16 protein-coding genes, 1 pseudogene and 1 riboswitch are annotated in these 13,216 nt (G+C 46.6%); of the genes and pseudogenes, 5 read left to right on the top strand and 12 right to left on the bottom strand.

The window, feature by feature from the left end:
• Window positions 1-14: 14 nt before the first annotated feature.
• The 4 genes from rpmF to ACFYU8_RS06965 all read right to left on the bottom strand — a co-directional run bounded on the left by rpmF (window position 15) and on the right by ACFYU8_RS06965 (window position 2,787).
• On the bottom strand, window positions 15-185 hold the full coding sequence (gene rpmF / locus ACFYU8_RS06950) for a 50S ribosomal protein L32 (RefSeq protein ID WP_106838847.1): 171 nt from the start codon (window positions 183-185) through the stop codon (window positions 15-17).
• Between the two features lie 140 nt (window positions 186-325).
• Entirely contained in the window at window positions 326-844 is a 519-nt protein-coding gene (locus tag ACFYU8_RS06955) for a YceD family protein (RefSeq protein WP_376892674.1), read from the bottom strand.
• Window positions 845-928: 84 nt separating this feature from the next.
• A complete protein-coding gene (locus ACFYU8_RS06960; protein ID WP_390294563.1) occupies window positions 929-1,996 on the bottom strand; it encodes a SepM family pheromone-processing serine protease in 1,068 nt (355 codons plus the stop codon).
• On the bottom strand, window positions 1,993-2,787 hold the full coding sequence (locus ACFYU8_RS06965; protein WP_390294561.1) for a patatin-like phospholipase family protein: 795 nt from the start codon (window positions 2,785-2,787) through the stop codon (window positions 1,993-1,995). Before ACFYU8_RS06965 ends, ACFYU8_RS06960 begins: the two co-directional genes overlap by 4 nt.
• A gap of 147 nt (window positions 2,788-2,934) precedes the next feature.
• On the opposite strand from ACFYU8_RS06965, the gene ylbJ reads away from it, so the two are divergent.
• On the top strand, window positions 2,935-4,167 hold the full coding sequence (gene ylbJ, locus ACFYU8_RS06970) for a sporulation integral membrane protein YlbJ (protein ID WP_390297202.1): 1,233 nt from the start codon (window positions 2,935-2,937) through the stop codon (window positions 4,165-4,167).
• 1 nt (window position 4,168) lies between these two features.
• Here ylbJ and coaD read toward each other — a convergent pair whose 3' ends face one another.
• Together coaD and rsmD are read right to left on the bottom strand one after the other, a co-directional pair.
• Window positions 4,169-4,648, bottom strand: coding sequence for a pantetheine-phosphate adenylyltransferase (gene coaD, locus ACFYU8_RS06975; protein ID WP_390294559.1), 480 nt, complete (start codon window positions 4,646-4,648; stop codon window positions 4,169-4,171).
• A gap of 16 nt (window positions 4,649-4,664) precedes the next feature.
• Window positions 4,665-5,231: a 16S rRNA (guanine(966)-N(2))-methyltransferase RsmD gene (gene rsmD / locus ACFYU8_RS06980; RefSeq protein WP_390294557.1), complete on the bottom strand. Its 567-nt coding sequence runs from the start codon at window positions 5,229-5,231 to the stop codon at window positions 4,665-4,667.
• Window positions 5,232-5,802: 571 nt separating this feature from the next.
• Between rsmD and ACFYU8_RS06985 the strand changes: the two genes are divergently transcribed.
• Window positions 5,803-5,946, top strand: a complete 144-nt coding sequence (locus ACFYU8_RS06985) for a hypothetical protein (protein WP_390294555.1) — start codon at window positions 5,803-5,805, stop codon at window positions 5,944-5,946.
• Window positions 5,947-6,069: 123 nt separating this feature from the next.
• A complete protein-coding gene (ku, locus tag ACFYU8_RS06990) occupies window positions 6,070-7,020 on the top strand; it encodes a non-homologous end joining protein Ku (protein ID WP_390294553.1) in 951 nt (316 codons plus the stop codon).
• 60 nt (window positions 7,021-7,080) lie between these two features.
• On the opposite strand, the gene ACFYU8_RS06995 is transcribed toward ku, so the two are convergent.
• Entirely contained in the window at window positions 7,081-7,962 is an 882-nt protein-coding gene (locus ACFYU8_RS06995; protein WP_390294550.1) for a cation diffusion facilitator family transporter, read from the bottom strand.
• Window positions 7,963-8,209: 247 nt separating this feature from the next.
• Window positions 8,210-8,321: riboswitch (TPP riboswitch) on the top strand.
• 149 nt (window positions 8,322-8,470) lie between these two features.
• Between ACFYU8_RS06995 and thiC the strand changes: the two genes are divergently transcribed.
• Both thiC and ACFYU8_RS07005 read left to right on the top strand, forming a co-directional pair.
• Complete coding sequence (gene thiC / locus ACFYU8_RS07000) at window positions 8,471-10,225, top strand: phosphomethylpyrimidine synthase ThiC (protein ID WP_390294548.1); 1,755 nt, start codon at window positions 8,471-8,473, stop codon at window positions 10,223-10,225.
• A gap of 15 nt (window positions 10,226-10,240) precedes the next feature.
• On the top strand, window positions 10,241-10,411 hold the full coding sequence (locus ACFYU8_RS07005; RefSeq protein WP_390294546.1) for a hypothetical protein: 171 nt from the start codon (window positions 10,241-10,243) through the stop codon (window positions 10,409-10,411).
• Window positions 10,412-10,459: 48 nt separating this feature from the next.
• Here the strand turns inward: ACFYU8_RS07005 and ACFYU8_RS07010 are convergent, their stop codons facing one another.
• From ACFYU8_RS07010 to ACFYU8_RS07030, 5 genes and pseudogenes are all read right to left on the bottom strand, one after another.
• The gene (locus ACFYU8_RS07010; protein ID WP_390294544.1) at window positions 10,460-10,789 is read right to left on the bottom strand and encodes a DUF1904 family protein; all 330 of its coding nucleotides are present in this window, start codon (window positions 10,787-10,789) and stop codon (window positions 10,460-10,462) included.
• Between the two features lie 355 nt (window positions 10,790-11,144).
• Window positions 11,145-11,432, bottom strand: a complete 288-nt coding sequence (locus ACFYU8_RS07015) for a putative quinol monooxygenase (RefSeq protein WP_390294542.1) — start codon at window positions 11,430-11,432, stop codon at window positions 11,145-11,147.
• A gap of 34 nt (window positions 11,433-11,466) precedes the next feature.
• Window positions 11,467-11,943 (bottom strand): Rrf2 family transcriptional regulator, encoded by a 477-nt coding sequence (locus ACFYU8_RS07020; protein WP_390294540.1) that lies wholly within the window; start codon window positions 11,941-11,943, stop codon window positions 11,467-11,469.
• A pseudogene (locus ACFYU8_RS07025) lies at window positions 11,940-12,127 on the bottom strand (DUF896 domain-containing protein). The gene ACFYU8_RS07020 and the pseudogene ACFYU8_RS07025 overlap by 4 nt, the downstream one beginning before the upstream one ends.
• Window positions 12,128-12,146: 19 nt before the next feature.
• On the bottom strand, window positions 12,147-13,139 hold the full coding sequence (locus tag ACFYU8_RS07030) for an LLM class flavin-dependent oxidoreductase (RefSeq protein ID WP_390294538.1): 993 nt from the start codon (window positions 13,137-13,139) through the stop codon (window positions 12,147-12,149).
• Between the last annotated feature and the right edge of the window lie 77 nt (window positions 13,140-13,216).

Consider the following 13,216-nt stretch of genomic DNA (forward strand, 5'->3'; position numbering starts at 1 on the left):
CTTAGCAGCGAATATTACTTCGCTACTTTCACGCCTTTGTAGTGACCGCAGCTTGGGCAAACACGATGCGCACGCTTGTATTCGCTGCAATTATCGCATTTGATCATGCCTGGAATCTCTAATTTGAAGTGCGTACGACGCATTCTTTTACGGGTTTTGGAAGTTCTCCGTTGAGGTACTGCCATCTTCCTTACACCTCCTTCAACTGACAAATGCTAAGAAGCTCTATTGGGTGGACAGTATAGGCAAAAAGCTTATGCCATCCTTCAAAAATGAGACGCTGCCACGAATGGTCGGCGAATCATCTTGAATACAGTAAGAATACTTATTTGCTGTCTTTGAAAAAGTCAGCCAACCCAGCCAATCGCGGGTCAACACGCTCATTCTTGCAGCTGCATGCCACTTCATTCCGGTTTACACCGCAAGTCGGGCACAGACCTTTGCAATCCTCCTCGCAAAGCGGGAAGGTCGGCATTGCCAGTAAGAAATCCTCTTGCAGCAGCGAGTTCAGCTCGATTTCATCGCCTTCTAAGGGAAGAATATCACTGTCCTCGTCATCTTGCAGGATCGGATCATCCGCAAGCGCAAATGTCTCAGAGAAATCTACTGTTGCCTGATCGACAAAAGGATTCAAGCATCTTGCACAGACAAAATTCACATCTGCCTTCATGCTTCCTTTTACGTAATAGAGATTGCCCAGCTGTACGGCTTCACCACTCGCATTCACAGGAGTAATCCCGCGAACCTCATGATGGCGCTTCTTCAGCTCATCTGCATCCAGGGTTACCTGGAATGGCAACGGCTCTCCTTTTCGGTGCTCTAACTCTGCTAACTTAATGTTCATAGCATTTCACCTCATGCACAACAAAGATGATTATAGACCCTGCCCAAAGCTTTGTCAACCATTTTTGCTTGACAGCTAGTTTGCTCAGGTAGATTTCGGTTTTTGTCCATTCAAGTACGTAATCGCTTCTTCTACCGTCTTGACTGGAACCACTTTCATTGAAGTTCCAATCCGCTTGGCAGTCGCTAACGCCTCCTCGTAATTGGAGTTCGTATCTGGCGTATCCTTCGGAGCAAAGAAGATCTCTGCGCCCGCTTTGTCCGCTGCGATTACCTTTTGATTAATGCCACCGATTCTGCCTACTTTTCCGTCTAACGAAATCGTGCCTGTTCCTGCAATTTTATAGCCTTTTGTCAAATCCGTCGCCGTATTTAACTGGTCATAAATCTCCAGTGTCATCATTAATCCCGCAGAAGGACCACCAATCCCTTGAGAGGCAATGGTTACTTCTTTTGGAATGATGATTTCCTGTTTGTTGTCAGGGCGTACACCAATTCCAACTGACTTGGATTCAGGTAGTGGTTCCAAGGTTAACATCGTTTTAGCCTCTTGTCCATCTCTTGTGTACGTAATTTCGACTTGATCGCCTGCTTTTTTTGTAGAGAGGGCTGTCAGCAAATCTTTTGCCTCAGACGTGCGAACCCCGTCAACATACGTAATGACATCACCAATTTGCAATGCTTTATAGGCAGGGAACCCTTCCAGAGTACCCATCACCCACACACCCTGCTTCTCGATTTTCACTTCGAAACCGGCAAGACGGAATGCGACGGCCTCCGCAATTTTTTGTGAATTATCCATGATCGCTTGTTCTCTACGGATAAAATCTTCGCTGTTCTCGCCCTTGCTGACAACCAGCTCCTTGGGCATCAACTCAACATCCTGCGCCATTTTTGCATACCAATACCACGGCAAATTCGCTTCGCCCATTCGGACCGTCGTGAGCATGAAGGAGCCGGTCTCGTCTTTCTTGCCTCCTTCCACTTTAATCATCGGACCCAGCTCAATCGCTGAACCTGGACGACTTACGTAATAATTCGTCGGTACAAAAAAAGAAATACCCAACAAGACAAAAACCAAGGCAAGTATCCAGCTAAAGCCTCTGGTTCCTGTAGATCTGCGTCTGTTGGCATAAAGCTGATCCTCACTCATTCTTGTGCCTCCCAATTTGCAATTAGTTCCTGAATGCGTTCGATATGTTCAGTACCCGCACGTTCGCCTAGCTCGATAATTTCATCGACACCCGTGTACGCGATACTGCTATAGTGTCCAACATCCGGCCTGATTACGATGTCTGCCGCAATGATTCGATGTCGTAGAATTTCCCTTTCCATCACATCAATTGTCTGGGCGATTACATCAAAAATACTTTTGACCTCCATCCGCGTATCGAATTGGGCGACATCTACCGCAATAACAATATCAGCACCCATTTCACGCAGCACCGTCACGGGCACACGATCAATGACTCCTCCGTCGACTAAAAGCCGCCCCCCTACTTTTTCAGGTACGAAGATGCCTGGAATGGATATGCTTGCCCTCACTGCTTGATCAATCGGACCTTCCCGAAATACGACTCGCTCACCTGATTCGATATCCGTCGCCACAATGGCAAGCGGCTTGTTCAGCTCTTCCAAGCGCTTTCCATGCGTTAACAGGCGAATCAATTGCTTGATCTTTTCCCCCGTAACAAAACCCATGCCGGGTACGGTCAAATCGAGCCAATGCTTGCGTTTTAAATTAAGAGCAAGCTTTCCCATCATGTGCGGTTCAATTCCGTTGGCATAGACTGCTCCAATCAGACTGCCCATACTAGAGCCAGCCAGCATGTCAATCTGAATACCATGTGCTTCTAGCGCATTCAATACACCAATATGCGCAAAGCCGCGAGCGCCCCCAGAACCCAGGGCTACTCCCACGATTGGTTTACGCTTTGTCTGCATGGAAAAACCCCTCCCCATAACCAGCCTATGTGGTAAATCGCTGTTCCTTTCACACTTGGGAGATATTCGTTGACCAAGCTTACGCATAGTTCTCCCGCCTGCCACGTAGACATGTACTACTACTTTTCTTCGATTCAGGAGGAATCCATGTCACGCCACTCACCCGTACTTACTCTGTTGCTTGCTCTCTCGACAGTTTCTATTGTTATTTCGTTGGTTGCTTACTCGCAGATTTCTTTTGAAGCTGCCGTACGCGGTCTGAAAATATGGTGGGAGGTGGTTTTCCCCTCTACCCTTCCCTTTATTGTGCTGTCTGAGGTGTTAATGGGTCTGGGCGTCGTTCATTTCGTCGGCGTGTTACTGGAGCCATTAATGCGCCCACTGTTTAACGTTCCGGGCACTGGTGGATTCGTATTAGCTATGGGCTTCTCGTCCGGCTATCCGGTATCCGCAAAACTGACAACACGCCTGCGTCTGCAAGGCAATGTGACAAAGGCTGAGGGTGAACGTCTCGTCTCTTTTACAACGACGGGAGATCCCTTATTCGTCATGGGAGCGGTAGCAATCGGCTTTTTTCACAGTGAGCAAATGGGTATCATTCTAGCCTTGACTCATTATTTGTCAGCTGTTCTCATGGGTGTGATCTATCGTTTTCATGCGCCATTTGCCATTACTTCCGCTCCATTGGAGAAAAATTCACTGCCTCTTCCTATTCGAGCCTTGCAAGCGATGCATCGGGCACGTATCCGCGATGGACGTCCGTTCGGAAAATTAATGGGAGAAGCCGTGCAATCCGCTCTGAATACATTGCTCATGATCGGTGGCTTCATCATTGTTTTTTCGGTATTAATCCAACTATTCTCCACGATTCATCTGACACAAATCATCAGTACGCTTCTCTCGATTATTCTCGGCCCGTTTGGTTTTCCACCAGCCTTTTCCCAAGCAATCGTGGCTGGTTTGTTCGAAGTAACCCTCGGCGCACAGGCAGCGAGCATTGTGCCGGATGGTGTTTCCTTGGTCTGGAAAGCGGCCATTGCCAGCGCTATATTGTCCTGGGGCGGTTTGAGTGTTCACGCACAGGTCGCGAGTATCTTGAGTGAAACGGATATTCGTGTCGCTCCCTACCTGATTGCCAGATCGCTTCATGCTTTGCTAGCTGCAATTTTGACCTTTGTCTTTTGGGGTCCACTTGCCACAGTCAGCTCCTGGTTCGTGGAGAAAGCAGTCCCTGTAATTACGCATGCGAAATCTGAGATCCCAGAGACAAGTTGGTGGGAGACCCTACTACTATCAGGGGGAATCGCGATTGGCGTCGGTGCGATTCTTTTGTGTACCAGCCTGACTCTTCTGCACATGAACCGTAGTAAGACGAGATAATCTACTCAGCCATTTTTCGCTTTAGTGCCTCTTCTACGATCGGCGGCACCAAATCGGCGACACTCGCCTTGTATTTCGCAACTTCCTTCACAATACTTGAGCTCAAGTACGAATATTGATTGTTCGTCATCATGAAAAACGTTTCGATATTTTCGTCGAGCTTTTTATTAATGGAGGCGACTTGCATCTCATATTCAAAATCAGAAACAGCACGAAGGCCACGAATGATCACCTGTGCGCCCTTTTTGTTCATATAGTCAATCAACAATCCGTCAAAAGAGTCCACTTCTACATTTTGCATGTCAGCCGTTGCCTGACGAAGCAATTCGACGCGCTCGTCTACGCTGAACAATGAGTTTTTCTTTGAATTGATCAAGACAGCAACAATGACCTTATCAAAAACGTTGGCACCCCGCGCAATAATGTCGAGATGCCCATAAGTAACAGGGTCGAAGCTTCCTGAACATACAGCAATTGCCATAGCGAGTTATCCTCCCTTAAGCTTGTGGCTCCAAATCGTAATAATACACAGTAACGGCTGTATCTCCGTACTTAGCCGCTCGATCCTTCACACAATGACCAATCGAATCCGGAAAAGAGTCTGCGATATCATGCTCAGCCACGATCCATGCTCCGTCCGCCAGCATTCCCAGCTCCTGCAACAACTCAATTTCTTCGACAATTTTTTGTTGGGCGTACGGCGGGTCCAAGAAGACGAGATCAAATTTTTGACTACGCGTACTCAGTGTGCGTATGGCGCGATCCGCATCCATCCGATATAGCTCTGCATAATCGTCCAACCTGCAAGTGCTGACGTTTTGTTTTACCACAGCAAACGCTTTGAGATCTCGCTCCACGAAAACAGCTCGATCCGCTCCCCTGCTCAATGCCTCGATCCCAAGACCACCTGTTCCTGCGTATAGGTCCAATGCCCACCCGCCATCGAAATACGGGCCAATCATATTAAAAATCGATTCTTTGACTTTATCGGTTGTCGGTCTTGTTCCTTTGCCTGGAACTGCTGCCAACCGTCTTCCTCTGTGTTCTCCAGAGATGACTCGCATACTCATTTCACCTGTCTGCTTTCCTTATGTATGTTGTAAGAGGTTGTTCAAAAAGTCGTCTTTTGATCACGCAGCATTCCTGAAAGCTTATTCAACATCGAAAGAGGCGTTCAGCTTCTCACCACTTTCTCGGTGCTGAAAAGACGACTTTTTGAACATATATCGTCGGAGCGATTTTTCTACGACCGAGAATGATATCATACTAACACAACTGCATACACCCGTAAAATTAGCAACTGGAAAAATTTATGGATAAAACAGGTATACAACCCATCTCGATTGGAAAAGATGTTGAATAGCGACGCAACGGTGTCGCTGACAACCGCGGAGAAGACTTACGTTTCCCCATAAGCTCTTCCTCCGGTTTCTCCTCTCCCATAATTGAAAGGCTGTTCACTTTGGCGCACGACGTGTCTGATAGGAGCATTTCGTGCCATCGCTCCCTTCATGGGAGGAGTTGAACGGCTGCCCCTCGTCATTTGGCGATGGGGTATTTTTTTGTGTGCAGCGCATACTACATGTACCTGCAACAACCTCTACATGTAGATTGCCTTTAAGGAGTGAGTCGTTCATGGCAGAAAAACAACCGTCTGTACAAAAGCTGAAGGCGTCCAACGCCCAGTCCATTGCGGACCGCACTGGCAAAGACGTGGAGCTGGCGCGAGACATGCAATCGCGTGCAGATCAATCCGATATTGTCAAACATGGACAGTAGTTACACGAGAGGCCAGCCGCATCGAATCGGCTGGCTTTTTACTTTTCCACCTTCAATTTCCTCGGCACTTCTTCTATGCGACTACAGATACTATAGAAAAATAGCTGTGAAGGAGGTATCCGAATGCATACGGTGTGGAAGGGCTCGATCAGCTTCGGCCTCGTCAATATACCTGTTCGCATGTTTACCGCAACAGAAGAGCGCGATATTCGCTTTCGCCAACTGCATAAAGAGTGTCATACCCCGATCAAGTACACGAAAATGTGTCCCCACTGCCAGCGCGAAGTCGATACGAGCGAAATCGTCCGTGGCTTCGAATACGAAAAAGGACATTTTGTCATGGTCGACGATGATGATCTGGAAGCTATTACGCCAGAAACGCGCAGAGCCATTGAAATTATCGACTTCGTAGACTTGTCAGAGATCGACCCGGTTTATTTTCATAAAAGCTATTTCTTATCGCCCCAGGACACGGGAGAAAAAGCATACGCCTTGCTGCGCTCCGCCATGGAACAGACAGGCAAGATTGGCGTTGCACAGGTAACAATGCGCAATCGGCAAAGCTTGGCAGTTATCCGACTTTATGGGCATTGCATCATGCTGGAGACGATCTTCTATCCAGATGAAGTACGTCCGGTTAGTCAAGTTCCTGCCTTACCAGAAGCCACTGTAGCCTTGGCCGAAAACGAACTGAAGATGGCAACTGAGCTCATTAGTAATATGACGATCCCTTTTGACCCGGCAAAATATACGGATGAATATCGATCCGACCTGCAAAAACTGATTGAGAAAAAACTGGAGGGTCAGGAGATCGCAACTGCACCTACCGTGGCAAGAACCAATGTAATTGATCTCATGCAAGCCCTAAAAGAAAGCTTGGAGTCTACAGCAGGTCAAGCCGCAGTGCCCATCAAAATCGAGCCCGAACCCACTCCGTCAAAGCCTGGGCGAAAACGCACCACTGCAGCCTCCGCGCCAGAAAAAGAGAAAAAGCAGCCCGCAACCAGTCCCCAAAAAACTGCGACCACTTCTACAACCAAAACATTGCGCAAAAAGAAGGCTACCACTGTTTAATCTGCACCTAAAAAAACCTGCCCACTTTGGACAGGTTTTTTTGTATTCGCATCAGGACATCTAGCTTGGCGCCATCTTCCTGCATGGTTCAATATGGATATGAACGGCATTGATTCGGTGAATCTTGCGCATCTGTTCTTCAATTTTCTCGGTGATTGTGTGGCTCTCCACCACATTCAGACCTGGATCTACGTGGATCACAACATCAACCAGTACGCTGCTTCCATGGTAGCGGGCTTTAATGTCACTGATATCCTTTACCCCTGAAATCGAGGAAATCGTAGCCCGCAGGTCTTCCAACTCGCTCTCGTCAAAACCATCTGTCAAGCGGTGGGTTGCCTCCCTGAAAATGTCCCATGCAGTCTTCAAGATGATAAGACCAACGACAAAAGCAGCTAAAGGATCAAGCCAATGCAATTGAAATTGTGCGCCTGCTACCCCGATAAACGTCCCGATACTGACGAATGCGTCTGAACGGTTGTCAGCGGCCGCTGCAAGAAGTGCTTGGCTGTTTGTTTTTATGGCGAGCTTTTTATTGTACCGATAGACGAAAAGCATAATGACCGCAGTCGCAAGTGCTGTCCACCCTGCCAACAGGTCAGGAGCCGAATGATGTGGATCAATCAAGGATGGTACGGCATTCGTAACGACTTGAACTCCGACAAATAGCATAATAAATGAAGCGACAAGTGCTGAAATCGTCTCCGCCCGAAAATGGCCATACGGGTGGTCTTTATCAGGTGGTTTCCTTGCAATACGCAACCCGATCAAAACAGCAATCGATGCGACGACATCCGTTGAGTTGTTAAGACCGTCGGCCATTAAAGCTTCCGACGCAGTGACATACGCAACTCCTATTTTTAATATGGAGCAGAAAATGTAGGCGAAAATACTCACCCACGCTCCACGTTCTCCTTGTTTTAGATCCGAATAAACATCCATACCTCATCACCTCTAAATACTTCTCCAACCTGCTTCGACAACTCGGAAGATCAAAGCATTGGAAGCAGTTGCTTTTTTTTCGAACTTCATCGTAACAGATAGGATTCATGTGGGTCTACAGAAACAGTTTTAGTCCGATTCACGAGAATAGAGGAGAGGAAAATGTGTTGCACACCCGCAAATTTTTATTGAAAAATTTTCCTTGAAATTAGATGGACTTCCCGTTATCCTAATCTTGCAATCCAAAATAAAACAGCACGGGAGCTTGGAAATCACCAGGCTGAGAGGATGGTACGTGCCATCGACCGTTGAACCTGAACTGGGTAATGCCAGCGGAGGAATGTCATATACGACACGAAAAGATGCGTGTATCTTTAGGATATCCGTTTCTTCTCTACTCTCGCGTTGGCGTCGCATGTTGAATATGCGGCGCTTTTTCGCGGGCGGTTTCTTTCGCCTCCCTAAACGGTTCTCGCTTTCGTGCAACCAAAACAAGGAGGTTTTTCTTATGTCATTGGTGTCATCGTTTCCAGGCAGTCGCAAAGTATACGAAACAGGTAGCCGTTCGGACATCCGCGTCCCGATGCGCGAGATTTCCCTTCATCCCACCGAAGGATTGTTTGGCTCCACACCCAATCCCCCTCTTCGCGTGTACGATACGAGTGGCGAGTATACCGCAGGGGGTTACGTCCCTGATATTCAAGCAGGACTGCCCTCCATCCGCCACAAGTGGATCGATGAGCGAAATGATGCAGAAACGTATGTCGGTCGCGAACCGCAGCTCGTCGACGACGGCATCAGAAACGAAGAAAAGGCAGTCACTCTCCCCACTTTCCCCCGGGAAGGCTACAAACCAAAGCGGGCAAAAGCAGGGAAAATGGTTACCCAGCTTCATTATGCCCGAAAAAATATCATCACACCGGAAATGGAATACGTCGCCATTCGCGAGGGTGTCTCTCCTGAATTTGTACGGGCAGAAATCGCCGCTGGACGTGCGATCCTCCCTTCTAACGTCAATCACCCTGAAAGCGAGCCGATGATCATTGGCCGCAACTTTCATGTCAAAATCAATGCCAACATCGGAACGTCAGCTGTCAGCTCTTCGATGGAAGAAGAAGTCGAAAAAATGATTTGGTCGGTCCGTTGGGGTGCTGACACCATCATGGACCTCTCGACGGGAAAACATATACACACTACGCGGGAGTGGATTATCCGCAATAGTCCTGTACCAATCGGAACCGTCCCCATCTACCAAGCACTCGAAAAAGTAAATGGGAAAGCAGAGGATTTGACATGGGAAGTTTACCGAGACACCTTGATTGAGCAAGCAGAACAAGGCGTCGATTACTTTACCATTCACGCTGGCGTTCTATTGCGCTACATCCCTATGACAGCAAAACGCGTTACCGGTATCGTCTCTCGCGGCGGATCAATTTTGGCCGCATGGTGCCTGGCCCATCATGAGGAAAACTTTTTGTATACGCATTTCGCTGAAATTTGCGAAATTCTGAAGGCCTATGACATTTGCGTCTCTCTCGGAGATGGGCTACGCCCTGGCTCCATCGCGGATGCGAATGATGAGGCACAGTTCGCCGAGCTTGAAACATTGGGTGAACTCACAAAAATTGCGTGGGAACACGACGTACAAGTCATGATTGAAGGCCCTGGTCACGTCCCCATGCATCTTATTCGCGAAAATATGGATAAACAGTTATCCATTTGTCACGAGGCACCTTTTTACACACTTGGGCCGCTCACGACAGACATCGCCCCCGGCTATGATCACATTACTTCAGCGATTGGTGCCGCTATGATTGGTTGGTTCGGAACAGCCATGCTCTGCTATGTAACGCCCAAGGAGCACCTCGGCCTACCCAATAAAGAGGATGTCCGCAACGGTCTAATCGCATACAAAATCGCAGCGCATGCCGCTGATCTCGCGAAAGGACATCCTCGTGCGAAACAACGAGACGACGCTTTATCCAAAGCTCGTTTTGATTTTCGCTGGATCGACCAGTTCAATTTGTCTTTGGACCCAGAGCGCGCCCGCGAATATCACGACGAAACATTGCCAGCTGAAGCAGCCAAATCCGCTCATTTTTGTTCCATGTGCGGTCCTAAATTTTGCAGCATGAAAATATCTCACGACATTCGTCATATCGCCAATGAACAAGGGACTGCCCAAGATCCCACCATTCTTGCAGGTATGCAGGAAAAATCGCGTGAGTTCCGCGAACAAGGAAGCCGTTTGTACCAGTCGTAATGGAGGAGGATGCATATGGAGGAAGCCAGTCGTTTACGTGAAAAGATCATTCGACTAGAGGCCGAGCTAGAACGATCCAAACAACAATTGCGGCTGATTCAACAGGACTGCAACCACGTCTATATCGAAACACCACTCACGCGAACATGCTCCAAGTGCCTGCAAACCGAAAGCCTCTATTATTAATAGAAAAAGGTCGAAATCCTTTTGGAGGATCTCGACCTTTTTTCTTGCTTATCTCGTCATTCCAACTTGCAACGGAAGTCCTTCTTTATAATAGAGAGTGGGCGATAGCAGAATGAAGAAAATATGGACATGCAAAAAGCCCTGCTGCTTCAAAATGCTGTTTATGGCGCTCGCAATCGCGTCATGTTGCTTTTGTTCACGAGGAAACATCATGATCTCTACAGACAAAGGACTGTTCGTCAGTTGCTCTACCTGAAGCAGCTCCAATTTTACCTTTTCCTGAGCTACCTCAGCAATTTTAGAAAACTCTTCTATAAGAATCTGAGAAATAGGCTCTATGTCTTGCTTCGCAAAGCCTTTAAACCGAAGAAACGGCAAGTCAATTCCTTCTTTCGTAAATGAGTTCGCACAGTCATTATAAACAAGTCATTAGTTATATATCAATGAAAAAAGGGTTAAAGAAAGTGAACTACAGACATTCCCAGCACGAGCGAGACACAAAGAGGGCCATATCAGAGAGCGGCTCCCTTCCCATGAGGTGTGGTGGACGTACCACGGAAGGAGGAAGCAGCTCAACCAGATACAGCCCAATTCGCTAACCCATCAGTACCTTTAGTTACAAGTAGTATAGCTCGAATTCAATACTTAATCAATAAATAAGTTTCGTAAAATTCCAACTGTTACAGATGTATGTACATCCATCAACAAAAACAACCGAGGGCGAAACGGCAGATTACTCTACTACGTATAGCTGATCTGTTACGGATTCAATCAAAGGCCCCATATCTTGAAGCAAGTCACGATATCTTTCACTATTTTTCATGGTATCCAACGTTTCCTTATCTCTCCAAACACTAATCACACCGAAAAAAGGATTGTCCGTTTCTAAGCTAGGCTCCATGAAATAAACTTCAACACATCCTGCATCTTTATTGACAGGAACAAGTAAGTGTCGTCCAATTTGCCGTAATTGTTCCTCCATTCCCACTTTACTACTGAGCGTTACCACTCGAACAAACATGTTATACCTCCTTAATTCCCAATTCATTAACTAGTTAACGAATAACTTCTTTTAACCAAGAATCCAATTTCATCAGATAATCAGTTGAGCATGTTTGGTTTAGTTCTCTGTGTAAAGAAGCGATGGATTGACGTTTTAATACAGTTTGCCAAGCATGCTCAGCTTCCTCCATTACATCGGATAACAAGCAGGCGTTGTTTTCATTCGACAAAAGCATCCCTTCAAAAATACCTGTTGAACGATAAAGAGATTTCACGCCTTCGATTGCGCTGAACACATCATGTATGGTGATGTCATCAGGTGAAGCTTGTAGTCGAAATCCACCTTTTGCACCTGGCACAGAAGAAACGATCCCTGCCTGTACAAGTTTTCTCATTAACTTCTGCAAATAAGTTGGAGAGACCCGGAGCTGTTGACTTAGAGCTTCACCAGATAACATCGCATGTCTAGGTAATCGAGTGAGCACGAGAAGAGCATACACGGCTTGTTCGACGCCACCCTTCATATTCATGCTTCATCATTTGTCTTAACCATCTGATTTTGTTGTGCGATTTTTAACTTTTGAGGTGTGACATCGTTACCAAGTGGGTCCAAAATCGTTAACCCTGAAAATGTGTGCAAAACTTGCCCACGAATGATTTGCAGATATATTGTTTTTTGGCTAAAATGTTAATTCGTTTCAAAATCGGAATCATTACTTTTTCCACCTTTCTATTAGAGAAGTTCCTTTGCAAGCAATCGGTAAGATTCTAGTCTCGCCTCATGGCTATGACTGATTGTTCCAAGTACAGCTTCAGTGATACCGTATTTTTCATCGTGTTCACGCAGCGTATTCGCAACATCTTTTGCACTTCCTACAAGGAATCGTTTGCGGTTGTGTTCGATCGCCATTTTATCCATCTCGGTATAGGAATAATTCAACGCATCTTCTGGGCTGAAAATTTGAAACGGCATTCCTTTATCCAAAAACAGCAAATTTAAATCGAGGCTAGCTGCATGATATTCGGCTTCCTCCGTTGTTTCTGCCGCCATCACAAAATATCCAACATTGATTTTGGGGTCGGACATAAATTCTGAAGGAGTGAAATTTTCGCGATATGCCTCAAGCATCGACGTATCCAACTGTCCGCTAATAAATTGGGCGAAGGAATAACCAATCCCGAATCTTCCTGCTTGTGCAGCACTGCTTCCACTGGAACCTAACAGCCAAACCTCAGGTAGTGGTGCATCCAAAGGAGCAGCCAACGTCCGACTATACACGTGGTCTTCAGGCATCGCGTCAGTCATAAACATCATGGTTTCCACAAGCTTATCGTACTGGTTTAGCACATTCGGTTGCCTACCTTCGTGCAAGGCAAGTGTAGAGAAGCGATCCCCACCAGGAGCACGACCTACTCCAAAATCAATTCGATTTGGATAGAGGGTAGTAAGGGTCTTAAAAACTTCCGCCATTTTTAGCGGAGAATAATGCATCAGCATAATTCCACCCGATCCTACACGAATGTTCTTGGTTGCAGAAGCTATATGCGCAATCATGATTTCAGGTGAGGCACTTACCAAGTTTGTCGCCCCATGATGCTCGGAGTACCATATCCTGTTGTAACCCAATTCATCTACCCGTTTCGCTAATTCAATGGTATTTTGAAAAGTTTGAGCTGAAGTTTGTCCATTAGAAGTAGGCGTTTGATCCAAAACACTCAATTTCATTGAAATACCTTCTTTTGTAGTTAATGAGGATATCTAATATCCGTAATTTTGTTTTATAGAAAGGCGACAGAATTAAA

It is taken from the genome of Brevibacillus sp. NPDC003359, from assembly GCF_042878995.1.
GTDB lineage: Bacteria > Bacillota > Bacilli > Brevibacillales > Brevibacillaceae > Brevibacillus.

Bases quoted from the DNA above. Each gene is read 5' to 3' on its own strand.
- rpmF (WP_106838847.1), bottom strand. From the start codon at position 185: ATGGCAGTACCTCAACGGAGAACTTCCAAAACCCGTAAAAGAATGCGT.
- ACFYU8_RS06955 (WP_376892674.1), bottom strand. From the start codon at position 844: ATGAACATTAAGTTAGCAGAGTTAGAGCACCGAAAAGGAGAGCCGTTG.
- ACFYU8_RS06960 (WP_390294563.1), bottom strand. From the start codon at position 1,996: ATGAGTGAGGATCAGCTTTATGCCAACAGACGCAGATCTACAGGAACC.
- ACFYU8_RS06965 (WP_390294561.1), bottom strand. From the start codon at position 2,787: ATGCAGACAAAGCGTAAACCAATCGTGGGAGTAGCCCTGGGTTCTGGG.
- ylbJ (WP_390297202.1), top strand. From the start codon at position 2,935: ATGTCACGCCACTCACCCGTACTTACTCTGTTGCTTGCTCTCTCGACA.
- coaD (WP_390294559.1), bottom strand. From the start codon at position 4,648: ATGGCAATTGCTGTATGTTCAGGAAGCTTCGACCCTGTTACTTATGGG.
- rsmD (WP_390294557.1), bottom strand. From the start codon at position 5,231: ATGCGAGTCATCTCTGGAGAACACAGAGGAAGACGGTTGGCAGCAGTT.
- ACFYU8_RS06985 (WP_390294555.1), top strand. From the start codon at position 5,803: ATGGCAGAAAAACAACCGTCTGTACAAAAGCTGAAGGCGTCCAACGCC.
- ku (WP_390294553.1), top strand. From the start codon at position 6,070: ATGCATACGGTGTGGAAGGGCTCGATCAGCTTCGGCCTCGTCAATATA.
- ACFYU8_RS06995 (WP_390294550.1), bottom strand. From the start codon at position 7,962: ATGGATGTTTATTCGGATCTAAAACAAGGAGAACGTGGAGCGTGGGTG.
- thiC (WP_390294548.1), top strand. From the start codon at position 8,471: ATGTCATTGGTGTCATCGTTTCCAGGCAGTCGCAAAGTATACGAAACA.
- ACFYU8_RS07005 (WP_390294546.1), top strand. From the start codon at position 10,241: ATGGAGGAAGCCAGTCGTTTACGTGAAAAGATCATTCGACTAGAGGCC.
- ACFYU8_RS07015 (WP_390294542.1), bottom strand. From the start codon at position 11,432: ATGTTTGTTCGAGTGGTAACGCTCAGTAGTAAAGTGGGAATGGAGGAA.
- ACFYU8_RS07020 (WP_390294540.1), bottom strand. From the start codon at position 11,943: ATGAATATGAAGGGTGGCGTCGAACAAGCCGTGTATGCTCTTCTCGTG.
- ACFYU8_RS07030 (WP_390294538.1), bottom strand. From the start codon at position 13,139: ATGAAATTGAGTGTTTTGGATCAAACGCCTACTTCTAATGGACAAACT.